The sequence below is a fragment of the Janthinobacterium sp. Mn2066 genome (assembly GCF_049319705.1).
In the GTDB taxonomy this organism is placed as follows: domain Bacteria; phylum Pseudomonadota; class Gammaproteobacteria; order Burkholderiales; family Burkholderiaceae_D; genus Janthinobacterium.
Map to the genome: position 1 here is coordinate 378,573 of NZ_JBMOUF010000005.1, position 22,169 is coordinate 400,741.

Annotated in this window: 23 protein-coding genes; 15 read left to right on the plus strand and 8 right to left on the minus strand. The window is 59.2% G+C overall.

Translation table 11 applies throughout. The features are described from left to right. Positions 1–23: 23 nt before the first annotated feature. Entirely contained in the window at positions 24–1,163 is a 1,140-nt protein-coding gene (locus ACL9RI_RS12175) for a sensor histidine kinase (RefSeq protein WP_422726832.1), read from the minus strand. 150 nt (positions 1,164–1,313) lie between these two features. Continuing rightward, positions 1,314–3,518, minus strand: coding sequence for a TonB-dependent receptor (locus ACL9RI_RS12180; protein ID WP_422726833.1), 2,205 nt, complete (start codon positions 3,516–3,518; stop codon positions 1,314–1,316). Positions 3,519–3,766: 248 nt separating this feature from the next. Between ACL9RI_RS12180 and ACL9RI_RS12185 the strand changes: the two genes are divergently transcribed. The 4 genes from ACL9RI_RS12185 to ACL9RI_RS12200 all read left to right on the plus strand — a co-directional run bounded on the left by ACL9RI_RS12185 (position 3,767) and on the right by ACL9RI_RS12200 (position 7,378). Next, on the plus strand, positions 3,767–4,447 hold the full coding sequence (locus tag ACL9RI_RS12185) for a hypothetical protein (protein WP_422726834.1): 681 nt from the start codon (positions 3,767–3,769) through the stop codon (positions 4,445–4,447). A gap of 78 nt (positions 4,448–4,525) precedes the next feature. Beyond that, positions 4,526–5,476 (plus strand): 2-hydroxyacid dehydrogenase, encoded by a 951-nt coding sequence (locus tag ACL9RI_RS12190; protein WP_422726835.1) that lies wholly within the window; start codon positions 4,526–4,528, stop codon positions 5,474–5,476. A 137-nt stretch (positions 5,477–5,613) separates the two neighbouring features. Next, on the plus strand, positions 5,614–6,798 hold the full coding sequence (locus tag ACL9RI_RS12195) for a low temperature requirement protein A (protein WP_422726903.1): 1,185 nt from the start codon (positions 5,614–5,616) through the stop codon (positions 6,796–6,798). A gap of 421 nt (positions 6,799–7,219) precedes the next feature. Next, the gene (locus ACL9RI_RS12200) at positions 7,220–7,378 is read left to right on the plus strand and encodes a hypothetical protein (protein ID WP_422726836.1); all 159 of its coding nucleotides are present in this window, start codon (positions 7,220–7,222) and stop codon (positions 7,376–7,378) included. A gap of 275 nt (positions 7,379–7,653) precedes the next feature. Here ACL9RI_RS12200 and ACL9RI_RS12205 read toward each other — a convergent pair whose 3' ends face one another. From ACL9RI_RS12205 to ACL9RI_RS12220, 4 genes are all read right to left on the minus strand, one after another. Beyond that, complete coding sequence (locus ACL9RI_RS12205; protein WP_422726837.1) at positions 7,654–7,938, minus strand: hypothetical protein; 285 nt, start codon at positions 7,936–7,938, stop codon at positions 7,654–7,656. Positions 7,939–8,386: 448 nt separating this feature from the next. Then, on the minus strand, positions 8,387–9,421 hold the full coding sequence (locus tag ACL9RI_RS12210) for a hypothetical protein (protein ID WP_422726838.1): 1,035 nt from the start codon (positions 9,419–9,421) through the stop codon (positions 8,387–8,389). A gap of 143 nt (positions 9,422–9,564) precedes the next feature. Then, positions 9,565–10,053 carry a hypothetical protein gene (locus tag ACL9RI_RS12215; RefSeq protein WP_422726839.1) on the minus strand — a complete coding sequence of 163 codons (489 nt, stop codon included), beginning with the start codon at positions 10,051–10,053 and terminating at the stop codon, positions 9,565–9,567. 43 nt (positions 10,054–10,096) lie between these two features. Continuing rightward, positions 10,097–11,014 (minus strand): LysR family transcriptional regulator, encoded by a 918-nt coding sequence (locus ACL9RI_RS12220; protein ID WP_422726840.1) that lies wholly within the window; start codon positions 11,012–11,014, stop codon positions 10,097–10,099. A 63-nt stretch (positions 11,015–11,077) separates the two neighbouring features. Here ACL9RI_RS12220 and ACL9RI_RS12225 point away from each other — a divergent pair, with 63 nt between their 5' ends. The 10 genes from ACL9RI_RS12225 (at position 11,078) to ACL9RI_RS12270 (ending at position 18,797) form a co-directional block, all read left to right on the plus strand. Beyond that, positions 11,078–12,586: an MFS transporter gene (locus ACL9RI_RS12225; RefSeq protein ID WP_422726841.1), complete on the plus strand. Its 1,509-nt coding sequence runs from the start codon at positions 11,078–11,080 to the stop codon at positions 12,584–12,586. A gap of 104 nt (positions 12,587–12,690) precedes the next feature. Beyond that, positions 12,691–14,241, plus strand: a complete 1,551-nt coding sequence (locus ACL9RI_RS12230; RefSeq protein ID WP_422726842.1) for an EAL domain-containing protein — start codon at positions 12,691–12,693, stop codon at positions 14,239–14,241. Beyond that, positions 14,238–14,681: a GNAT family N-acetyltransferase gene (locus ACL9RI_RS12235; RefSeq protein WP_422726843.1), complete on the plus strand. Its 444-nt coding sequence runs from the start codon at positions 14,238–14,240 to the stop codon at positions 14,679–14,681. The genes ACL9RI_RS12230 and ACL9RI_RS12235 overlap by 4 nt, the downstream gene beginning before the upstream one ends. 216 nt (positions 14,682–14,897) lie before the next feature. Beyond that, positions 14,898–15,194 (plus strand): hypothetical protein, encoded by a 297-nt coding sequence (locus ACL9RI_RS12240; protein ID WP_422726844.1) that lies wholly within the window; start codon positions 14,898–14,900, stop codon positions 15,192–15,194. A 449-nt stretch (positions 15,195–15,643) separates the two neighbouring features. Then, positions 15,644–16,048: a hypothetical protein gene (locus tag ACL9RI_RS12245; protein ID WP_422726845.1), complete on the plus strand. Its 405-nt coding sequence runs from the start codon at positions 15,644–15,646 to the stop codon at positions 16,046–16,048. A gap of 336 nt (positions 16,049–16,384) precedes the next feature. After that, positions 16,385–16,669 carry a hypothetical protein gene (locus ACL9RI_RS12250; RefSeq protein WP_422726846.1) on the plus strand — a complete coding sequence of 95 codons (285 nt, stop codon included), beginning with the start codon at positions 16,385–16,387 and terminating at the stop codon, positions 16,667–16,669. A gap of 435 nt (positions 16,670–17,104) precedes the next feature. Further along, positions 17,105–17,440 carry a hypothetical protein gene (locus tag ACL9RI_RS12255; RefSeq protein ID WP_422726847.1) on the plus strand — a complete coding sequence of 112 codons (336 nt, stop codon included), beginning with the start codon at positions 17,105–17,107 and terminating at the stop codon, positions 17,438–17,440. Positions 17,441–17,520: 80 nt separating this feature from the next. After that, positions 17,521–17,793 carry a hypothetical protein gene (locus ACL9RI_RS12260; RefSeq protein ID WP_422726848.1) on the plus strand — a complete coding sequence of 91 codons (273 nt, stop codon included), beginning with the start codon at positions 17,521–17,523 and terminating at the stop codon, positions 17,791–17,793. Positions 17,794–17,796: 3 nt separating this feature from the next. Beyond that, positions 17,797–18,132 (plus strand): hypothetical protein, encoded by a 336-nt coding sequence (locus tag ACL9RI_RS12265; RefSeq protein WP_422726849.1) that lies wholly within the window; start codon positions 17,797–17,799, stop codon positions 18,130–18,132. A gap of 56 nt (positions 18,133–18,188) precedes the next feature. Then, entirely contained in the window at positions 18,189–18,797 is a 609-nt protein-coding gene (locus tag ACL9RI_RS12270) for a hypothetical protein (RefSeq protein WP_314631997.1), read from the plus strand. Between the two features lie 178 nt (positions 18,798–18,975). On the opposite strand, the gene ACL9RI_RS12275 is transcribed toward ACL9RI_RS12270, so the two are convergent. After that, entirely contained in the window at positions 18,976–20,358 is a 1,383-nt protein-coding gene (locus ACL9RI_RS12275; protein WP_422726850.1) for a serine hydrolase, read from the minus strand. A gap of 31 nt (positions 20,359–20,389) precedes the next feature. Further along, the gene (locus ACL9RI_RS12280) at positions 20,390–21,322 is read right to left on the minus strand and encodes a VirK/YbjX family protein (protein WP_422726851.1); all 933 of its coding nucleotides are present in this window, start codon (positions 21,320–21,322) and stop codon (positions 20,390–20,392) included. A 183-nt stretch (positions 21,323–21,505) separates the two neighbouring features. Here ACL9RI_RS12280 and ACL9RI_RS12285 point away from each other — a divergent pair, with 183 nt between their 5' ends. Further along, positions 21,506–22,153 (plus strand): hypothetical protein, encoded by a 648-nt coding sequence (locus ACL9RI_RS12285; RefSeq protein WP_422726852.1) that lies wholly within the window; start codon positions 21,506–21,508, stop codon positions 22,151–22,153. Positions 22,154–22,169 lie beyond the last annotated feature (16 nt).

Genomic DNA, 22,169 nt, shown 5'->3' on the forward strand with positions numbered 1-22,169 from the left:
TGTGGTGCGTCACGGGCAGTCATTCAGGGCGGTGGCGCGACAAAGGGCCGGCAATCGATGGGGATATCGAAGATGAAGGTGGTGCCCGTTTCCGGTGCGCTATCGACGGCGACGCTGCCGCCATGGCTTTCGGCCACGTTTTGCACGTAGGGCAGGCCGATGCCCCAGCCAGGCTGCGTGCCCTGATGGTCGCGGCGCAGGTATTCGAAGATGCGGGCCGTCTGTTCCGGCGCGATGGGGCTGCCGGTATTGTGTACGGTCAAGATCATACGCCCGTGTGTTTCTTCTACATGCACGGTAATCGGGCCGTCATCGCCATATTTCACTGCATTGTTGAGCAGGTTTTCCAGTGCGCGCCGCAGCGAATTTTCACACCACCAGCCAGTCACGGACACGCCGGACACGCTGCATTTATCGCCTTGCGGCAAAGTGACCAGGCCGTTGATCTGCGCGCAAACGGTGCGCGCCAGCGACAGGATATCGAATTGCGACAGGGCCAGCGGCAAACACTGGCCCTGCTGGTAGCTGAGCGTATCGAGCAATTCCTCGATCATGGTGTCGAGCCGGTGGCCATGGTCGAGTATCTTGCTTGCCAGGTCGCTGATATTGACCCTTTCCGGGTACCGCTGCAGCAACTGGGCCGCCGTGGTGATGACGGACAGCGGATTGCGCATATCGTGCGACAGCCCGGCCGCGATGCGGCGCTGGAATCCCTCATGCATGGCCGTGAATTCGCGTATCGATTCGCGTATGCCCATGTCGATCGAGGCATTGATGATGCGCCAGTCGTGGCGGCGCAGGGCAATGCCTGCTTCGCGCGCCGCGTCGGCAAAACAGTCGCGGAAGATCTGGTATTCCTGGATCACCTGTTCCGGCCCGTAGCTGGTCATGCGGGCCCGTTCATTACCGTGCACGGCTGGCACATTGCTGTTGCTGGTGGCGTCCTGGCGCGGATGGCCTGGCGTCAGGGCTTCGGCCAGGTTGTCGAAGAAGGAGGGCAGGGTATTGATCAGTATCGGCGTCAGTAACTGGTCTGCGCCCTGCACGGTTGCGCGCACGCGCTGCTCCCAGTTGGTCAGCACGGCCTCGCGCAGTGCAAACAGGCGTTGCACCCGCATGGGTTGGCGGCGCAGGAGGTGCTGATGACTGCTGGCAATGCTCACGCGAACTCCTTGACAGGGTAGGTGATGCGTCTTGCAGTATGCGCTCAATCGGCGGCAGGTGGGAATAATGTCTGTATTAATCAGACAACGGTGATTTGATGTTGATCAAGCCTGTAGCCGCAGGGGCTACAGGCGTGTGGTGCTGGAAGCTTAGAATCCGACTGTTGCGGAAACGGCAAAAGTACGTGGCGACGCCAGCACCAGGCTACCCGCGCCAAACGAGGATACGGCGGAGGCCCAGTAGTTACGGTTGGCAACGTTGTCGATGCGGGCGCGGATGGCCACATCGTGCTCGGCGATGCGCGTCAGGTAGCGCGCGCCCAGGTCGAGCCGGGTCCAGGACGGCAATTGCTTGGTGTTGGCCAGGTCTGCGTACTGGCTGGACGTGTAGATGGTGCGCGCGTTCAAGCTCAGGCCTGGCGCGCCCGGCACGTCCCATTCGGCGCCCGCGCTCAGCTGCGTTTGCGGTGCGCCGATCACTTTCTTGCCATCATTGCCGGCGATGCCCGTATCGCTTTGCCTGGTGTCCAGCCAGGTCAGGCCGCCCAGCAGGCGCACGCCATTCACCGGCATGCCGAACACGGACAATTCCAGCCCCTGGTTGCGTTGCTGGCCAAACAGGCCCGCTTCGGTGCCGCGGATGGCCAGCAGCGGCACATCGGTACTGAACAGGGCGGCGCTCATGCCCAGCTTGCCGCCGTCATACTTGACGCCAACTTCCTTTTGCCGGGCTTTATACGGTGCAAATACTTGATTCAGGTTGGTGACCGGAATATTGTTGCCGTAGGTGCCGCCGGCTGTCGGGCCCTTGACCAGTGCTTCTATATAGTTGGCGTACAGCGACACGTTTTTATCGAGTTTGTAGACGATGGCGGCCACGGGCGTGTTGGCGCTCTTGTCGTAGGGATTCGCCAATGGCGCTGCCGTGCCATAGGCATAGCTGGCGTCGCGGATTTGCTGGTGGCGCAGGCCCAGCGTCAGCAGCAGGCGCTCGTCGAGGAAAGCCATGGTGTCGGCCACGGCATAGCTGGTCAGGATGGTCTTTTGCGTGAGGCGCGGGTCGCTCATGTCGCCGCCCGAGTTTTGTGGCAGGGTAGGCGGCATGGCCGCATCGACGGGGTGATAGATGTTGGTCGGCAAGCCGGCGTAATCGCTGATCGCGTAGGCATTCTTTGCTTCGTTCCAGTGGCCCGACCAGCTGGCCACCAGGGTGTGCTTGACGGCGCCCGTATTGAGCCTGGCGCGGATACCCAGTTCACCCGTGCGGATTTCTTGTTTGCGGGCATTATCGAAGCGGTAGAAGCTGGCGTCGCCATTCAGGGAAGTGAGCGAAGGCTGGGCCAGGCTATTCGATTCGCGGGTGGAGCGCGAGCCGAAGGCGGCCCAGGCCGTGACATTGCTGGCCAGGTCGTATTCACCGCGCATCGTGCCAAAGACGTCGTGCTCCTTGGAAAAACTCCATGGTTGGGCGAAGTTGCTGGATGCGTCCGGTGCGGCCGGCACGCCCGCTACGCCCGAGGTGCCCACGCTGGGGCGCGGCGCCGTCAGGTCAAAATTCTGGTAGCCGGCATCGGCCGACAGGCGGTAGCCGCGTCCGCGGTAATCGAGGCCCACGGAAAACATGCCCACATCGTGGTCTTCACGCTTGACGCTGGTCTCGCCCTGGCGCTTGGCGGCGTTGACGCGCACGCCAAACTCCTGGTTGTCGCCGAAGCGGCGCGCCACATCGGTGGCCACATAGGTATGGCCACCGCTTTCCACGCCCACCGTCACTTCCGTCAGCGGCGTATTGCCGGCGCGCTTGGGCATCAGGTTGATGGCGCCGCCCAGCCCGCTACCGCCGGGCGCTGCGCCGTTCAGGAACGCGCTGGCGCCGCGGAACACTTCCACGCGCTCCAGCAATTCGGGGGAAATATACTGGCGCGGCAACACGCCATACAAGCCGTTGTAGGCGATGTCGTCCGAATCGAGCGCAAAGCCGCGGATCACATACACTTCCTGGAAGTTGCCATAACCGCGAGACAGGCGCACGGCCGGATCGCTTTGCAGCAAGTCGCCCACGCTGTGCGCTTGCTGATCAGAAATGAATTGTTGCGTGTAACTGGTGCTGCTGAATGGCGAATCCATCATGTCGACATTGCCGAGGATGCCTGCGCGGCCGCCACGCGCTACCTGACCACCGGCATAGGCGCGCGACAAGCCTTCGGCCGAGGCATCGGCCGAAGCGTTGACGGTGACCGTGGGCAACGCTTGCGCTGTATCAGCGGAGGGCGTTGTTTGCGCGTGCGCAGCGGCGCTGGCCAGCAAGAAGGCGGCCAGGGCGAAAGGGGTAGGGGTGCAGTGAAATTGGCGCATGTGGATGTTGGTTGAATATAAATGAGAATGATTATCATTATATAGCTTGAGACTGACTTGCGCAGGCATACCGCAGTTTTTGTGAAAAAAACGCCAGCTCTGGCAACAGCGGTGACGGCCAGGTAAGGCGGAGGTACTGGAATCGAGTAAAAAAGGTAGTGCCAGGCGATACCTTGTGGATTTGTCTATTCTTGCTTAAAAGTATGATTACAATAGTGAATCGCGTATAGGCGTCTATGGAATACAGCATGGATCGGTTGGCAGAGGGGCAAAGCGGTGAGAAAAAGCAGCGGCGATTGAGCCTGAAAGGCGCGGCCGTGGCGCTGATCCTTGCCATGCATGGGCTGGGCCTGTATTTCCTGTTGTTGCCGGCACGGCAATTGAAGCAATATACGGAAGTCGCTTTTTTGACCCTGATGCCGGTGCGGCCGGCAACACCGATTGCGGCCACGCAGCTGCCCCTGCCGATTTCCCCGCCGCGCCCCTCAGTGCGCTCCCCAGCTTTCAAGACGCCGCCTGCCAGCGTGAGTCCACCAGCAGTGAACGAAACAATCACCTTGCCTGCCGTGGATGAACTGGCGCTCACACCCGCAGCCCCGGTGGTGGAAGACTTGCGCGCGCGGGCGCGCTTGTCCGTTGCGGCCATCGACAAGGTCATGCGCAAGGAAGTGGACAAGGACACCCCGTGGCTGGCGCCCGCGCCGCTCGACAGCCAGAGCAAATTCCAGAAACGCGTTGCCAGCGCCTACCGTGGCGGTCCCGTGCTGACGGTGGAAGAGTATCTGACAGCCGATGGCCGGCCCGCCTCGCGCGTGCGCTCGGCCGGCGGCGGCTCCCGTTGTTATGCCATGGCGGAAAATCCCGGTGCCGGCGCCGATCCCTTCAAGACGGGCGGCAAGGTCAAGCAAGTGCCTTGCCCCGGCAGCTAGGCACTGGCACGGCAGGTCTTCCCGGCCAGCCGCCAATTATGTTAAGTTGAGTCTACCCATCACTCAGCCCCGACATCCATGCTACCCGACCTGTTAATCCTCGCCGCCAGCCCATCGGCTTCAGTCAATACCCAACTGGAACAAGCTTACACCTGCCACCATGCCTGGAAAGTCGCGCCCGAACAGCGCCATGCCTGGCTGGCCGAACTGGCGCCGCGTATCCGTGGCGTCGTCACCACGGGTGCGCTGGGTTTGAACGCTACCGATATGGGGCTATTGCCCGCACTGGAAATCATCGCCATCAATGGCGTGGGCCTCGATGGCGTGGCGCTTGACGTCGCCCGTCAGCGTGGCATCGCCGTGACCACCACGCCGAACGTGCTGACGGATGACGTGGCCGACGTGGCGCTGGGCTTGCTGCTGGCCAGTGTGCGCCAGATTCCTGCGCTGGACCGTTATGTGCGCGACGGCGCCTGGGAGCGGCGCGAGCCCTTGAAACCTGCGTCCAGCCTGCGCGGCAAGACGGCTGGCATCTTTGGTTTCGGACAGATCGGGCAGGCGATCGCGCTGCGCCTGGCCGCCTTTGGCGTGCATGTGCGCTACTACCAGCCGCGCCCGGTGGCCAATACCACGGTGTCACGCGCCGATTCCCTGCTGGCCCTGGCCGGACAAAGCGATTACCTGATCGTCAGCGCGCCGGGCACGCCGGCCACCCGCCAGGCCATCGACCAGGCGGTACTGGAAGCGCTGGGCCCGCAAGGCACCCTGATCAATATCGCGCGCGGCGCGCTGGTCGATGAAGAGGCGCTGATTTCCGCTTTGCAAGATGGCCGCCTGGGCGCGGCCGGACTGGACGTGTTCAGCGATGAACCTAGAGTACCGGCCGCCCTGCGGGCCTTGCCCAATGTGGTGCTGACGCCGCACGTGGGCAGCCTGACGGTGGAAACGCGCCACGCCATGGGCCAGCTGGTGGTCGATAATCTGCAGGCGCATTTTGCCGGCTTGCCCCTGCCGACACCCGTCAAGTAAGGACGCAAATAAGAGCGAAAACTTTGGCGCCGCCGCCGTTTGCCGTAAGATGCGCCTCACCGCGCGCGTGACGCGCCTGGCCGGCCCGCTTGTTGCCAGCACGGCCAGCGATGAATAGAGAAAGAGCTTGTATGGAATTGACTAAATCCCTGCTGCGCAAGCGCGGCGGGCACGAAAGCGGCAAGGTCGGCATGATCGAGCTGTTCTTCGACCTGGTGTTCGTGTTTGCTGTGACGCAACTGTCGCACGGCTTGCTGGCCCATCTGAGCGCCATGGGCTGGCTGCAGACGGCATTCCTGCTGATGGCCGTCTGGTGGGTCTGGATTTTTACATCCTGGATCACCAACTGGCTGGATCCCGAGCGCATCCCCGTGCGCGTGGCCTTGTTCGTGATGATGCTGGGCGGGCTGGTGATGTCCGCCTCGATCCCCGAAGCGTTCGGCACGCGCGGCCTGGCGTTTGCCGCCGCCTATGTGGCGATGCAACTGGGCCGCCCGCTGTTTGCCTGCTGGGCCGTGCGCACTGAAACGCTGGAGCGCCGCCGCAACTTCCAGCGCATCGCCGTGTGGGCCGCGTTTGCCGGTATTTTCTGGATCGCCGGCGGCCTGGCCGAGCCGGAATTGCGTATCTGCTGGTGGGCGGTGGCCTTGCTGATCGACCTGGCCGGTCCATGGATGATGTTCCGCGTGCCTGGCCTGGGCCGTTCCTCGACGGCCGACTGGGATGTCGACGGCAGCCATATGGCCGAACGCTGCGGCCTGTTCGTCATCATCGCCTTGGGCGAATCCTTGCTGGTGACGGGCGCCACGTTTTCCGGCATGGCATGGACCGGCGGCGCCTGGCTGGGCTTTTTTTCGGCGCTGGTCGGCAGCATCGCCATGTGGTGGATTTATTTCGACACGGGCGCCGAAGCGGGGCACCAGCGTATTTCTCACTCGAAAGAGCCGGGCCGCATCGCCCGCGTGGCCTACACCTATATCCACGTGCTGATCATCGGCGGCGTGATCGTCAGCGCCGTGGCCGACGAGCTGGCCCTGATGCATGCCGAGGAAACCAGCTTTGCCGGCATCAGCGCCATGCTGGGCGGCCCGATCATGTATCTGCTGGGCAATGCGCTATTCAAATGGGTCAGCAACGACCGCCCCACGCCGCCGCTGTCGCACCTGCTGGGCCTGTTGATCATCCTGGCCCTGATTCCGATGGCCTATGGCCGTCTGTACTCGCCGCTGATCTTGACCTGCATCACCACTTGCGTGCTGGTGTTGGTGGCCGTGTGGGAACATCTGGCCCTGCGCCGCCCGCCGCCTGAAATCGATCCATGATCCATGCCGCCTTGCTTACCGCAGGGCGGCGTCTTTAACCGATCTGGCGCGCGATGTTGTTTGCGGCGGCGTTCTCAATACATCACGCGCCAGGCAGGTCAGGTCTTTAGCCTTGGGGAGATTGCTCTGAATGCGACGGGTTGTCGCTGGGGCGGCATCGCTACAGATTTGGCCAGCGTTTTTCTGCCACCGCGCACAGCGCACCATCCCGCATCCAGCAGCACCTTGCTACTGCCGTACTTTTCTTCGTCGACGACTTCTAAAGTCGATAATTCCGAGGAAAATAGCTATGACGGGTAGCAAGAACACCCCAATGACACTAGCACTACCCAAAAGCCCGAGAAATTCACTGTACTGTACCGTCTGGAAGTGAAGTGCCAACATTTCAACACAGTGTTTTTCTCCGGTCTTGATATCGACCATGAGCGCAACCCCGCTATGGTTTGCAAGATATACAGCAGCAAGCCACAGCAAAGAAATACAACAATACGGCAACAATTGGTGGGGCTTGATAGACATATTTTTTCAGCGGGCCGTCGGCGATATGTATGCGATGCGTAAATTGAATTTCCATAAATAGCTGCTCTTGACTAAACCCAGCCGTTCGGGCCAGCATAGCAGGTTGTCAGGGTGAAAATCTAGCGGCTGCATCGCCAGGCTGAATCCACCCCAAAGCGCTCATGGAACTACAGAAACAGACGGATCAATGAAGTGAATTCACAGCGTCTTGGATATCGTTGATCAACAATGGTGAGCGCTTTTGGCCGTTTGCTGCCGCCCCAAAGCGGGCGGATTGCTTGTGAAAATGGCTACATTGCAACCTAATGATAGCTCTCACAACTAGGTACGCGTGTTTCATGTTTGATCCTTGTAACGAACGCCACCAAGCAGCTTGGCGGACAGGTTGTACGCTAAGCAGGACAGCGCCGTCATGATGCCGCCGAACAGTGCAAAGACGGCCGGCACCATGATCCAGAAAACCCACCAAGCGGTGTGGTCTTGGTAACCTGAACGTTGCGGATCGAAACCCTGGAAGAAGCGCATCATCGCCACGCTCGGATAGGCCAGCAAGAAGGCAACAAGGAGGCCATGTAGCGTGGCGCTCATCACGGCAATATAGGTCAGTCGTTTTTCGTTCATGCGTTATTTTCAAAGTGTGCGTCAAGCAATGCAATTTTCGGTAAGGAATCGAATAGTATTATGCTTCGCGGATCTGCGAAAACCGGCGACACTGTGCCACCCGGCCCGTTCTAGTAATTGACTAGGCAGGTTAATCGATAAATGAATAAGTAGCGGTGTGTAAGCAGAGTCCGCTTCTGGCCGATAGCGGCACGAGAGCATAGCGGATTGCCAGGCAGAAATGCTCACACATTGTCACTCTGCTCTAAATGGTCGCTTGTGGCCGTTAGCGGCTGTTCCTGAGAGCATCTCCACCATGCTGCCTCATGGATAACTTTATTGTTTGCCGACACGTGCTGCTGCTTGCGCTTGCTGCCTGCCGCCTTGCGTTCGTCGCGCATGGCGTTGTCGATACAGGTGCCGGCTCGCCATTTGCAGCTCGCTGATGGTGTAAGAAACGGCCACATCCTTAGGCGCTGCTTGCCGCATCTTTCGCCGCTGGCAAGGGGAAGATAGCGGCTGGCAGCACGATGGAGGCGTGGGCCAGCGCGGCCAGCGTGGTGGCCGAGGGCGGGGAGGATGGTGCAGGCAGGTACAGGTGATTGAGCAGGTGGATGGCGCCCAGGAAGCGGATCAGCGTGCTCAGCAGTGCGTTATCGTGGCCTGGCATGATGCTCAGCGCAAAATAGCTTTGCCAGGCCGCTGCGGTCGCGTCGTGGCAGGCAGGGCTGGCCAGCAGTGCGGCGAGCTGCTCGTCGGTTTCGGCATCTAGCAGGGTGAAGATGCGTTGCCGCAAGCGCTGTGGCTGGCTACATAATTGTTGCGCCGCCATCGCCACCTCAACATAGCCGTGCCACAGCGCCGGCAGCGCACCGGGCAGGCCAAGAAACGGGGGCTCCCATGGGCCTTCGCCCTGGATATAACGCAATGCCAGCGCTTCCATTGCCTCGCGGCCGGCAGGGCGTGCGGCCAGCAAGGCCTGGTACAGGGTGTTGCCCGGAGGGTCCGAAGGGTCCACTATTGCAGGCGCATAAGAGATAAAGTGCAGGTGCAGCGCTTCTGCGCCGACGGCCAGGCATGGCGTGGAATCGGGTGCATTCACAGGCAGGGGCGGCGCTATCGGCTCGGATGCAACTGGCGTCTCATTGCAATTGATGGCGATCATGAGACCTTCGAAATGCTGCTCCTCATGGCTGCCCTGATGGCCGTAGACGATGTCGGCAAAGACGGTGATATACACGTTGCCATCGCCATGATGTATCAACTCGCGGCGCAGCATGCCTTTGACGTAGGCCACGCCTTCCGTGGAGAGATTGAACTGGAAATTGAGATGGCGCGCGGAGCCGGAGGGAAAAAGGATTTCATGCACGCGGCGCTCGCGGTCGCCTTCGAAGCTTATCTTGACGATGCTGGCGCCATGTTCCTCAACCCGATACAGGGTGAAATCAAATATCAGCCTGTGTTTAAGGTCAGTCCAGGTTTGCGTGAACGCTAGGGTGGTCATGGCGGCGGCATTTTCAATGTAAAGAGGAGTTCGGCTTCAATCGGTGGCACAGATCCACCAAGTTTGCCAATTTACCATGTTATTCCTGCCTGAAGTGAAGGATGCAGGGAAGGCGACGGCCGATGATGGAACGTGACAGTCAATTAGCCAGGCCGACGCGGCACCATGAACTCTCCCTCGACAATCGCGCCGCGCACGATGCAAAACGGCAGTGTGCCGATGCGCAGTTCGCCCCGGCGCTGTTCGATCACCGCGTCGAATTGCATGCCGTTCGGCAAGGCGCGGGCGATCTGCTGGCGTAGCCGGTGGAGCTGGATAGCCAGGTTGCCGGAGTCCAGCCCCAGCATGCGCGCCAGTTGCTGGCGCTCCAGCCAGCCCTGGCTGCCGGGGGCGACACCGCGCTGGGCATCGCTGAGCCGCAGGCGTGCCAGCGTCAGCAGGCAGTAGTGGTGCTGGCGTTCGCCCAGGTCCAGCGTTTGCCCGCCCTTGAGCATGATGCTCAGATAGACGTGTTCTTCGTTCAGGCTCACTTGCAAGCGCAACTGCAGCAGGCTGGCCGGTATTTCGCCCGGCATTTCACCCGGTGTCTGGCCTGGAATCTCTTCAACACCAATGCGCTTACTGGCAGTCATGCGTTTCTCCCGGTACAGTTAGACCTCTGATCGTCATCAAATTCTATGCCATCGCCAGCGCCGCCGCGCGCAACTGCGTAATAAAAAGCCGCGCTGCGGGCGCCGGTTCGTGGCGGCGGTAAGCCGCCGCGATTTCCGAGGCAATCAGCGGCCCGGCCAGTTCCCGGTAAGTCACGCCCGGCATATTGACGGTGGCCATCAGGGAATGGGGCACGATGGCGCAGCCTGCCCCCAACGACACTTCCGTCAAGACCGCCACCAGGCTGCCCGGGCGCGACACCACCTGCGCCGCGAAGCCGCCGCGACGGCTCACTTCCACGGTTCCCCATTCCTGTTCCGGCACGATAAAGGCCGCCTGCGCCAGCACGGTGGGGGCGATGGCGGCGCCCGGCAATTGCGCCAGCACGCTGTCGGCATGCACGGCCAGCACGAAGCGGTCGCGCAGCAGCACCACGCTGTCCAGGCCGTCGGGCAAGTGCAGGGGCGGGCGCACGAAGGCCAGGTCCAGCCGGCCCTGGTCCAGTAGATCGGGCAATAATTCCATCGCATATTCGCGCGCGCTGATGTGGATGCCGGGGTGGGCAGTGCGGAAACGCGCAAACTGCGTTTGCAGCACGCCGGAATACGCCGCCGAGGCGATATAGCCGATTTCCAGCCGGCCCAGTTGACCACGGCCGGCCCGCCGCGCCACATCCTGCGCCTGTTCCAGCTGGACCAGGGCGCGCCGTGCCTCCAGTACAAACAACTCGCCAGCCGCCGTCAGCGCCACCGAACGCTTGCTGCGTTGAAATAGCCGCGTGCCCAGCAGGGCTTCGGCTTCCTGTACCTGCTTGGTCAGCGCGGGCGGGGAAATGCCCAGTTCCACGGCGGCCCGCGCAAAATGCAGGCTGTGCGCCACCGCCAGCACGCAGCGGAAGTGGCGCAGCTCCATCTGTTTGTCTGTGTATTCTGTATTCACCATGGGGAAATTATAAGCCGCTTGTCTTATAACAGGAAATAACATCGACCTGCCTAAAATACAGGCATGAAAAATCTCAACTGGACCTTATATACCTGCTCGGGGGTGTGCGCGCTGATCATGCTCGACACCAATGTCGTGGCCGTTTCCCTGCCATCGATTGCCCGCTCCCTCAACGCCAGCTTCGTCGACGTGGAATGGGTGGTCAGCGCCTACATGCTGGCGTTCGCCTCGTTCCTCTTGCCCGCTGGTAGCATCGCCGACCGCCTGGGCCGGCGCAAAGTCATGCTGTTCGGCCTGGCCGTGTTTGCGCTGGCGTCCTTGCTGTGCGGCATGGCCTGGACTACCACCGTATTGAATGTGGCCCGCGCCATCAAGGGCATCGGCGCGGCCTTGCTGCTGACGTCTGCGCTGGCCGTGATCGGCCACACCTTCCACGGCGAGCGCGAACGCACGCGGGCCTGGTCGATCTGGGGCGCGGCGATGGGCGTGGCGATGACGGTGGCGCCCCTGCTGGGCGGCCTGATCACCAGCGCCATCAACTGGCGCTGGATCTTTTATTTGAACCTGCCGGTGGTGGCGATATTGATCTGGCTGGTGTCGCGCCATGTGGACGAATCGAAGGACGCCGGCAACGCCAGCTTCGATCCGATCGGCGCGGCGCTGTTTTCGGCCGGCCTGTTCTGCATCATCTGGGGCTTGATCGAGGCTGGCGTGGCCGGCTGGGGCAGCCGCATCACCATGCTGCGCTTTACGGGCGGTGCACTGCTACTGGCCGCGTTCATCGTGTTTGAACGGCGCCAGCGCACGCCGATGGTCGATTTGACCCTGTTTGGCCAGCGGCTGTTCGTGGGCGCCGTGCTGGGCATGTTCGGCTACGCCATCGCCGCGCAGGTGCTGATGACCTTTTTGCCGCTGTATCTGCAGAATGCGTTTGGCTATACGGCAGTGGTGGCCGGCTGCGCCATGCTGCCGTTCGCCGTGGCGATGGTGGTGTTTTCGCGTCTGGCGCCCTTGGCCGGGCGTGTATTGTCCGACCGGGGCATCCTCGTCACGGGCCTGCTGATCGTTGCGGCCGGCAATGTGGCGACGGCGTTGGCCGCCGTCAGCCTGTCGTACTGGCTGGTGGCGCAGGGCATGCTGGTGACGGGCGCCGGCGCCGGCTTGTTGAACGGCACCACGCAAAAAGCCATCCTGGCCTGCATCCCCCGCGAGCGCTCCGGCATGGGTTCCGGCATCAGCACGACGACCCGTTTTGTCGGCATCGTGCTGGCCGTGGGTGGGCTGGGCGCGGTGCTGGCCCTGCGCACGGCCGCATCGTTCGAGCGCCTGGCGGCCAGCCATGGCTGGACGGCATCACCGGACATGATAGGGCGCATCGTGGCCGGCAATGCGGCCGAAGCGTTCGGCCAGTTGCCGCCCGCCATGCAGGTGGTGGCGCAGGCGGCGGGGCGGCAAGCGTTCATCGATGGCTTTTCCAGCGTGCTGTACCTGGCCGGCGCGCTGGCGGCGGTAGTGGCGGGACTGGTGTTTATGCTGGCCAGGCCAGCGCCCAGGGCAAAGATTGAAATGTAACTAATCAACAAGTTTCACATGTGCAAGCCCTGGCTGTAATATGATTCCACCTAGAAATACATGGCAATCATCTAACAAAATCAGTCCAAGGGCAGGAGGCGCGCATGCGCAGGAACCGCATCATCATATTCGGCGTGCTGGCCGCGATCGCTGGCGTGGCCGCGCCGATCACCGTTGCCTGGTTATGGTCGCAGGAGCGCGCCGTGGCGGCCGAGCAGCAACGCCTGCACTTGCTGGCCCGCCACGCGCTGATGCGCTCCGAACGCACCTTCCGCGACGCCAGCGCGGCCTTGCGCAGCTTTGAGCCGCTGGTGGAAACACCGTGTTCCGAAGCGCATATCCAGCGCATGCGCCGCACCACGATACGCACGCGCAGCGTCGATGATATCGGCTACGTGGAAAATGGCTTGCTCAAATGCACGTCGAGTGGCATCGAACACGATGTCATCAAGGTCAGTCCGCCGCAATTCCTCATGGATAATGGCGTTGGCGTGGATATCGACCTGCATCCGGTGGTCAGCGGTGGCAAGAAAATGGTCGGCGTGGCCTATCTGTCGCACAAGGCGCTGATCGATCCCGTGCGTTTTGCCGACGTGATTACTGATGCGGAAATCGAGCTGGCCGTGGTGGCTGTCAACGGCGCCGTGCTGGGCACCCTGAATCAACCCGATCCTGAGCTGGTCAAAAGCCTGATGGGCCGTGAAGGGGCTGGCAGCGACGCCAACAACATTTACGCCGTGGTGCCCGGTGACGGCCTGAAGGCGGTGATCATCGAACCGCGCAGCAAGCTCGAAGCACGCTTGCGCAATGAACAAATCGTCTTGCTGCCGCTGGGCCTGCTATTTGCCGCACTGATCGTCGCTGGCGTCGTCTGGGTCTCGCGCCGCCGCCTGTCCTTGCGCGGCGAACTGAAACTGGCGGTCGAACAGCGCGAATTCTTTGTGCATTACCAGCCCATCATCGCCTTGGATACGGGGGTGTGCGTGGGCGCCGAGGCGCTGATACGCTGGCGCCGCCCGGACGGCAGCATGATACGGCCCGACCTGTTCATCCCGGTGGCCGAAGAAGATGGCTTGATCCTGCCGATCACGGACCAGGTGATCGACAGCGTGATTGCCGACATGCGGTCGGCCTTGGTGGCCGACCGCGCATTGCACATTGCGATCAACCTGTGCGCCAGCGATATCGAAACGGGCAGGGTGCTCGACGTGCTGGAGCGGGCATTGGCCGGCACCGGTATCGAAGCGCAGCAGATCTGGCTGGAAGCAACCGAGCGCGGCTTTATCAACGCCGAGGCAGCACGCGCCACCATCGAAAAAGCCCGCGCGCGCGGCCATGCGGTGGCCATCGACGACTTCGGCACCGGCTATTCCAGCCTGTCCAGCCTGCAAAACCTGCCGCTGGACGCCTTGAAAATCGACAAATCCTTTGTCGACACCATCGCCACCGACGCCGCCACCAGCAGCGTCACGCCGCACATCATCGATATGGCGCGCACCCTGAATATGCAGATCGTGGCCGAAGGCATAGAAACCCAGGCCCAGGCCGACTACCTGCTGGCGCGCAAAGTGGAATTCGGCCAGGGCTGGCTGTTTGCCAAGGCCTTGCCGGCGGCCCAATTCCTGGCCTTTTACGAGGCGCGCCGACCCGGATGATCGCTGTTCGACCGTATGCGGTGGCCGATGCGGCTGTCTGTGCCGGGATTTTGACGCTGGCGGGCCGGGTCGCGTTTGGCGCCAGCGCCTGGCCCGTACATGACGTGGCCGCTTTTCTTTCTGTGACGCAGGATGAAACCATCCTGGTTGCCGAGCGCGAGGGCGTGGTCATCGGCTTTGCTGCCGTGTATGCCAGGGAAGCCCCCGATAATTTCCTGCATCACCTGTATGTGCATCCGGCCGCCAGCGGCCAGGGCGCGGGAACATTGCTGCTGGCGGCCGTGGTGGCGCAGTTCGGGCCGACACTGTCATTAAAAGTACAAGTGAGTAATACCCGGGCCAGGCGTTTTTATGCGCGTGCAGGGTGGGTGGAAGATGATCAGGTTTGCGGCGTGGATGCTGTCGGGCCGTGGATTACTGTGTGCCTGAGAGAAGAATGAAGGTGATACCGAGCCTCACAACTTGGAATGATGGCTTAAAGCCCACTTTAGCCACCAACAAGCGTGTCTATCCATTAGAATAAGTACTATAAAAATAAAACCTATTGATCGTGAGTTTTACGGATACGAAATTGATGAGTACTCGGCTTTCGGCCAGAAGCGGCCGGGGTTTGCTCGAAAGCAGCAACCAAGTTTTGTTCTTGATAGGGAAATTGCATGCTATATGTGCTGTACTCATCTGTAGGGAATACCGAAGGAGTCGAGGACTATCTTGCGTATTCCGAGATTGACGACGAAGGCTATTTCAGCCGACATATCGAAATCCGTTCTGATGGGACAGCACTAAAATATACAGAGGACCTTGCCGCAGACATCTACGGCCAACTACCTGAAGGACTTTGGGATGCTACTGAAGCGAGCAAGACGGAATATGGCATTGTTTTTCCGATTACTGAATCCCTTTTTAGTGCAGTATGGCAGCTCACCAAATGTACAAATTCGGAGTGTCGTTAATCGGCCAGGAGCGAACCTTGGTTTGGAGATAGAAATGAAAATTGATCAGTATAAACGCGCGGCTCGGGCATGGACCATTCTGGCAAAACAGGCAAACAAAAAGGGGCCGCCTTTTACCTACGGTGAACTCTGCTTAAAGTTAGGATTGCATCATAGAGCCGCCGGCTGGTTCCTTGGTGTAATTCAAAGATATTGCCAAAAAGTAGGGCTCCCTCCATTACAGGCACTGGCAGTAAACAAGCGCACTGGGCTGCCAGGGTCTGGCTATGTGGGGTCTACTCGAACTCCTGGAGCCCATCAAGCCGCCCTCCAAAAAGTCTATTACCCCGCAAATCCATGGTCGACTAGCGCACCGGACTTTAAGTCCACGTTAGATTTATAAATGACTGTCAGCGGCCAGGAACAGACGGTTAGAATACATAATTAATTTCAATCACTCAGGAGTCCTTTTGAAAAGGACAAATTTTTTCCTTCTTTTGGTTTCAATTTTCTCGGCTGCAACTGCAACTCCTGCTGTACGTGCTCAAGAACACCTGCCCCAAGAGATATGTAAAGAGCTCAACATTCAGCCTTGCAGCGTAAGAAGCGTCGATGCATTTTCCGAGGTTGATCTCAATAGTGATGCAAAGAAGGAGATCATCTTCGCCTATAGTGGTGGGTCTTGTGGAGAACAACATTGGGTCTACGTCCAAAAAGGAAAAAAGTGGATTGGGATTGCCAGCTGGTGTGGAATGGATGGAGGCGCGTATAGAGTGCTTTCATCGAAACATAATGGATACTTCGATATCGATACAAATTTTGGAGTGATTCGATTCAATGGGAAGATTTATTCCAATACCACTAGACAGAACTGACCCCGTCTTCAGTACTCGGCTTTCGGCCACAAGCTGACTTTTAGGGTTCGAAGAATATACTATTTTTAGTAATAAAATTGGAGAGTGGAATGTCTGTCGAGAGTAGGAAAAGTAAGAAACGGAGCGGTTTTCTTTTCATTGGCGCCGGTTTGATGTTTTTTGTCGCTGCGTATTTCGGTGACCAAGCAGGATTGGCCGGGGTTGGGGTGGCATTTATTGGTATCAGTATAGTTTTTCTTCGAAAAACCAAGTGATGGCATAACGGGTTTGTTAACGGCCAATAGCGGACAAAGATTTTTTTATGCCGAGGTGAAAACAGATGAGCAAGAGGAAACCATGGAACGTAAACCGAATGATTCCTTAATCGGCTGCATCGTGATGGCCCTGGTTATGGGCCTGTCTGTGTTAGCCGGAGGCGTAAAAATCCTGATTTATGGTGGTTGGTGTGTTGTGTGTGGACTTCTTATCTTCTTTCTTCTGAACCTGAAGCGGGTAGGCAGCACAACACTGGCAATAGTCTTAATGCCAACCATTTTGTTGAGGTATTTTCTGCCGAAGAAATTTCGTAGACAGTTGGAACAAGTCAAAACGGAAGAAAAAAAGACGGCTTCGAGACTGTAAATGGACAGAATCAGACACTCGAATTGTACTTTTTTGCCAATGACACCTGAGCAGCGAACCGCAAGAATAAAGAGATTGGTCAGTGCTTCTAAAGCACTTTTGACACTGCAAGTCGGACTTTTTGTAGGGGCGCGACGTATCGAAAACGTACTCCTATCGCTTGAGGCTGAATTCGATAAAAAGCATAGAATATTTTCGGAGTTCACCGATGCGGTCCCCAGAGACATACCTCTTGGTTCCGCGCGCCTAATGTGGGATTCAGAGGCCATGCTACGTACGGATTTGAAGCTGGCTCCATTAGAAGAGCGTTTTCGGTCAAAGCTGTTGGCTGAGTGCGTTGTTATTATCCGTCTTTATGACCACGTGGTTGGCTGATTTCGGCCAGTAGCAGACATTCGGCAGAACTAAGCTTCAGCCACTATAAGATAAAGCAGAATGCGATTAGCAGCACATTACTATGTAGAGTTCGAGACCTTAGGGAAAAAGCCAACTCAATTGGAGTTCAGGTCCCTTAGCGAGGATGATGTTCTGACGTTCTCGATTGTCAATCTGAAGCCTGAATCGGACCTTTTTGTCGCGTGCCTCGGCGACGGCATCGACTATGGCAATTTTATAATTAACGTAGATGCACAAGGTCGAGCCACGGTACAAGCACACGAGCATCGAGGGTTTTTTGTGGATGGATTGACCGTCGAGACTGCAATAAATGCATTGAAGTACTGGTTGCCGCTGCAGGTGAGAACACCTGAAATCCAGTGGATGGGCCAATGATTCATCACTAAATTTAGGCGGCATTCGGCCAAAAGCTGCCGGTCGACATCGGCGCTTTTATTTGAATTTGTAGGAAAAATATGAAGCAAGTCTTGCCCTATATTCAAATTGGATTTCACAATGATGAGCATGTCATCGTCGTTGTGGGCGACTATGAGCTTGCTGACTTCATCGAAGACTTCCTCGGAGATGATTGCGATCTACCTTACGATTACCGAACTACCGTCGAACGGCCAGGCGGTGAAATTGTCACCTTACATTTTCCAGCATCTGCACTGTTGCAAGAAATAGAAGGTGGCCTTACAAAGCTGTCCTTGGACGAAGTTGATCGCATCTATCGCCTCAACAACTAGAACATGACTCGTACCGGCCACAAGCGGACGGCCCTTGGCACGAAATGCATCTGTACTGATGATGGAATCATTGAAATGCAACATAAAATTCGAATTGCAGTCGCTGGAAACACGCTTGCCCCTGCGTTGGGAGTCTTGAACAAACTTGGCTATACGGTAACTCGAGACAAGACGGCTGAACAACAATATCAAGCGGAAGATGACACTTGTATTTTTGTCGCTGATGACCCAGTGACTCTAATGGGGCTTGTAAAGATTTACGAGGAACGTGGTGCTGACTGGCAGCCGAGCGATGAAGAAGTGCAGCTCTTGCTTTTGCTCGACGAATGTGATGAATAACGGCCGGGTTCGGCAAAAAACGGACAGTTGGATATAACAAACTTGTACTGAGGCATATGAAAGAATTACTCGAATCCTTAAACGAAAACTTTGACGATGCTGAAGGTTGGATTCGACTTGTCGATGCTAAATGGTTTGCAGATGACCTTAAGTTAAATTTGTCGATTCAATTTCACGATGGCCGTGACCCGGAACTGTGGGAGATTTCTTGCCTCGGAGTAGTCGAGGAGTTTCTTTGCTCAAGTGGAACAGAGGCCCTTTCCGTTTCGAGTAATTCCCCATTACTGAAGCCTTTTTTAGAGCCGGTAGTTGACATTATGTTTTCCCAAAACTCAGTGGCGCCTGAGATTTTGTTCGGAATTGTTTGTTCATGCTGCATAGAAGTCATGGGCCGGCCAGAAAGCATCGTGAAATTTATGAATGCGGTGCCGACCATTAGGGGAATATCCAGTTCGAACTACGGACTACTCGGGCGATTCCCTGAGTCGGTGGCAATACACGTTCTAGAGGCGTTAAAGGACAAGCCCATTATCACGAACGCGTTACCCGGGCGCCTGCCAAAGCTCTGGGACGGTTCAAAGCACGTGGACTATGGGAAGCTGCAAGTACTTGAATTTGGACGGTCGTATATTGTTGCAGAACAGTTTAGCGCCTGTCGCGTCTAGCAAAGGTCAGACGATTCTTCCCCATGACTGAAGTGTAGGTAGCTACCGCATCATCCTGTCAACGAAGCAAGAGCGACAGTCCGCTATGGGGCGAAACCCGCCTGCCGTGGCTAGCAGTGATGTTTCACTACGACAAACTGCTACGCCGCCCCTAAAGCTGAGCCACACTTCTGGCATGTTATGGCTTGCGCTTTCCCAATATCGCCTGCCCATTCTGGTGCAGCACCACGCCAGTAATGACTCCCTGGGCATCGCGCTGGAATTCCAGCTGGGCATCGACGGCCTTGTAGAAAAAATGGTCCTTGGCACTGGCATAGACGGGCGCTTCGCCCTGGCCGGTGGCGCCCACCAGCAAGCCTTCAGGGCCCTGGCGCACGGTCAGCACAAATTGGGGGGCCAGCGCATAATCGCCCGCATATTGCGCCAGTTCGGATGGCGCGATGGAGATTTCCTTCAGCTGCGGCGTGACTTTTTTCAGGGGCGGCAAGGTGCCCGGCACCAGGCTGGCCAGGCCCAGCGCATCGACGTCGCTGGCCGTGTTGGTCAGGATGATCACGCCACGCTTGCCATCGAGCGTATAGCCGGCGAAGCTCGCGTAGCCGCCGGTCTGGCCGTTATGCCAGGCAAATGGCTGGCCCTTGGCCTGGTCGATGATCCAGGCCAGGCCGATCTTCTTGCCGTGCTCTTCTTCCAGGACTTGTTGCGGCTGCACCGCCAGTTGCTGGGCTGCGCCGGTCTTGTTCATATAGGATTGCAGATAAATCAGCATGTCGCGCGCGTCGGAATACACGGCGCCGGCCGGGGCGATGGCCTGGAAGTCCCAGTTGTGGGCCGGCTTGCCATCGCTCAAATGGCCTTGTGCCAGCCGGCTGCGCATGGCCGGCGTGGCGGCGGTGGACGTGGAACGCAAGCCCAGCGGACGCGCAATTTTCTCCTGCAGCAGGTTTTCGTACGTCGTGCCCGCCTTGGCCGCCAAGGCCGTGCCCAGCAAGCCATAACCGAGGTTGGAGTAGTCGAAGACCGTACCGGGCCGATGGGCCAGCGCGTGGCTGGCCAGGAAGGTGCGCAGCTGCGCATCGCCATACCCGGCATAGGGATTGTTCATGTCGGCTGGCGCCAGGTTGGCGGGCAGGCGCGGCAGGCCGGAAAAATGCGTCGCCAGGTCCAGCAAGGTGATCTTTTGTCCCTCGAACGCGGGGATGGTGTAGCCGGGCAGCAGGCTGGCTACCGGTTCGTCGAGCTTGACCTTGCCGGCCGTCACGGCGTCGGCCAGCAGCAGGCCCGTCATGGTTTTCGTGATGGAGCCGATTTCGTAGACGGTGTCGGCATCTGGCTCGCTGTTGCTGTCGGCGCGTGCGCGGCCGAAACCGTAGACGGCGCTGTTCTTGCCATCGGTCAAGGCGATCACGATGCTGGCGTGCCGGCCCTCGTGCACCAGCAGTTCGGCGCGCTGGCGCACGGCGGCATCGAGTGCAGGGCCGCTGGCGGCAGTAGCTGCAGAGACCGGCACAATAGACAGGGCCAGCAGGCACAAAGGCAGCGAGTGCAGTTTTAATAACATGGCGATATCCTTTATGATTGATTTGATAATGTCAATACTGTAGCATTGCTGCATCTGTCGGCGGCGCTTGCAGCAGGGCCGCCAGTTGCGCGCGCATGTCCCGCGCCATCGCGTGCAGCAGCTCGCCACGGCGGCGGGTTTCGGCGCGTTTGTTCGATGGCACCTCGGACAAGTCTGGCGACCGGTAGGGGGTGCATGGCAAGTGATAATTCCCATCGCGCATAGGCAAGGCGTGCAGTTCGCGCCAGGCCAGGTCGTAATCGGCGGCAATATGGCGCCGGCGCCGGGCATTGAGGGCGATGCGGTTGCCGTTGCTGACCAAAAACAGGTTGCCGCAGCCGAAAAAATCGCCGAGATCGCGCAGGGCGGCAATCATCAGGTTTTTCGGACGGCAGCCGTGCAAGGCGCGGGTGGCCGTCCTGACCATGTCGGCCGCCGCTTCCGAGCGCAAGCCCTGCAGCGCGCCCAGTTGGATGGCCACGCCGTCGGCGCGCGGCACGAACAGGAAGCTGGCCAGGTACAGGGGCAGGCCATTGCGCGTCAGGCGCAGGCAGAGTTCGCCTTCGCGGTAACTGTCGTGGATGGCGCTCAGCTGCAAGCGGTACAGCGCGCCATCCTTGCCGGCGACATGCGACAGTATCAGCGGACGGCGGGCGGCCAGTTCCACCAGCGCGCGGGCGCCGGCTTGCCACAGGAAGCGGTAATGGCCTTCCAGCAAGGTCACCCGCGCCGTGCAGCCCAGCTGGCGTGTAGCGTAAGGACGGTATATCTTGTAGCGCAGGCAGGGGTGGAGGCGGGCCAGCGCCGCCAGGCCCGGCGTGCCGTCCAGGAAGGCTTGCCAGCGGGCGCGCTGGCGCGGATAGACCAGCGCGCCCAGGGCCGCCTTGAGCAGGTGGCGGTTGCCATCTTCGGGCTGCGGCATAAGCGCTGGCGCATTGACGAGGATATGCGCGACGAAATTCATGGCCGCTCCCTGGGATGGGCGCGCAAGCCGGACTGGTCTGGAATGTGCATGAAGGTGTCGTCCAATCATTGTTCATATTGGAAGGCGCTACCCGATGAGCACCTTGCCGATTTCTATCGTACGCAAGCAAGGTGAATTTCTTATTAAGATGGCGTACGCCTATTTCTTCAAGGAAACCGCATCATGTCGAACCGCGTTTATCTCTGCTGCACGGATTTCTCCACGCCGCCGGCAGAGGGCGACTGGCATGCGTTCGGCGAGCGTTCCGGCACGGAATATGAGGCGGCGTATTGCATCCCGCTGTACTGGCTCTGCCTGTTTGGGGCTGAGGATATCCGCCTGGCGCGCACCGAGGCCGAAGAAGACGCCGAGGCGCGCGACTATGCGTATCTGGTGTGTGAGCGCCAGGTTGGGCTGTCCAGGCTGCAGGCGCGCGCGGCGGCGCTGCAAGGGCCGCTGGGGGCTGAACGCCATGCGCTGTATCTGGAATGGATGGCGCGTATCGCCCGGGAACCGTTCAGCCATGTGCTGGTGCGCACGGAAGAACTGGACGCGATGGATGAAGAGGGGCAGTTTCAGCAGGAGTTGCGCATGGCGCTGAGCGACCTCGACGTGGCGTGCAATACGGTGATTGTTACGGGCGAACTGGTGGTCAGCCCGGCCCTGGCCAACCTGGCCGGCTTTCCCAATCCGCCCGAGCTGCAGCACTATGATGCTTTCGTGCTGGCTGGCGCAGCCAATAGCGGCGAGCGCTGGCCGACGCCGTTTGCGCCAGCGCTCCAGCAGCCTGCCGCTGACCATCCGTCCTCGCCATGGTGGAAATTCTGGTAGCGTGACCTGATAACCT

Bases quoted from the DNA above. Each gene is read 5' to 3' on its own strand.
- ACL9RI_RS12180 (WP_422726833.1), bottom strand. From the start codon at position 3,518: ATGCGCCAATTTCACTGCACCCCTACCCCTTTCGCCCTGGCCGCCTTC.
- ACL9RI_RS12185 (WP_422726834.1), top strand. From the start codon at position 3,767: ATGGATCGGTTGGCAGAGGGGCAAAGCGGTGAGAAAAAGCAGCGGCGA.
- ACL9RI_RS12190 (WP_422726835.1), top strand. From the start codon at position 4,526: ATGCTACCCGACCTGTTAATCCTCGCCGCCAGCCCATCGGCTTCAGTC.
- ACL9RI_RS12200 (WP_422726836.1), top strand. From the start codon at position 7,220: ATGAGCGCAACCCCGCTATGGTTTGCAAGATATACAGCAGCAAGCCAC.
- ACL9RI_RS12205 (WP_422726837.1), bottom strand. From the start codon at position 7,938: ATGAACGAAAAACGACTGACCTATATTGCCGTGATGAGCGCCACGCTA.
- ACL9RI_RS12210 (WP_422726838.1), bottom strand. From the start codon at position 9,421: ATGACCACCCTAGCGTTCACGCAAACCTGGACTGACCTTAAACACAGG.
- ACL9RI_RS12215 (WP_422726839.1), bottom strand. From the start codon at position 10,053: ATGACTGCCAGTAAGCGCATTGGTGTTGAAGAGATTCCAGGCCAGACA.
- ACL9RI_RS12220 (WP_422726840.1), bottom strand. From the start codon at position 11,014: ATGGTGAATACAGAATACACAGACAAACAGATGGAGCTGCGCCACTTC.
- ACL9RI_RS12225 (WP_422726841.1), top strand. From the start codon at position 11,078: ATGAAAAATCTCAACTGGACCTTATATACCTGCTCGGGGGTGTGCGCG.
- ACL9RI_RS12230 (WP_422726842.1), top strand. From the start codon at position 12,691: ATGCGCAGGAACCGCATCATCATATTCGGCGTGCTGGCCGCGATCGCT.
- ACL9RI_RS12235 (WP_422726843.1), top strand. From the start codon at position 14,238: ATGATCGCTGTTCGACCGTATGCGGTGGCCGATGCGGCTGTCTGTGCC.
- ACL9RI_RS12240 (WP_422726844.1), top strand. From the start codon at position 14,898: ATGCTATATGTGCTGTACTCATCTGTAGGGAATACCGAAGGAGTCGAG.
- ACL9RI_RS12250 (WP_422726846.1), top strand. From the start codon at position 16,385: ATGGAACGTAAACCGAATGATTCCTTAATCGGCTGCATCGTGATGGCC.
- ACL9RI_RS12255 (WP_422726847.1), top strand. From the start codon at position 17,105: ATGCGATTAGCAGCACATTACTATGTAGAGTTCGAGACCTTAGGGAAA.
- ACL9RI_RS12260 (WP_422726848.1), top strand. From the start codon at position 17,521: ATGAAGCAAGTCTTGCCCTATATTCAAATTGGATTTCACAATGATGAG.
- ACL9RI_RS12265 (WP_422726849.1), top strand. From the start codon at position 17,797: ATGACTCGTACCGGCCACAAGCGGACGGCCCTTGGCACGAAATGCATC.
- ACL9RI_RS12270 (WP_314631997.1), top strand. From the start codon at position 18,189: ATGAAAGAATTACTCGAATCCTTAAACGAAAACTTTGACGATGCTGAA.
- ACL9RI_RS12275 (WP_422726850.1), bottom strand. From the start codon at position 20,358: ATGTTATTAAAACTGCACTCGCTGCCTTTGTGCCTGCTGGCCCTGTCT.
- ACL9RI_RS12280 (WP_422726851.1), bottom strand. From the start codon at position 21,322: ATGAATTTCGTCGCGCATATCCTCGTCAATGCGCCAGCGCTTATGCCG.
- ACL9RI_RS12285 (WP_422726852.1), top strand. From the start codon at position 21,506: ATGTCGAACCGCGTTTATCTCTGCTGCACGGATTTCTCCACGCCGCCG.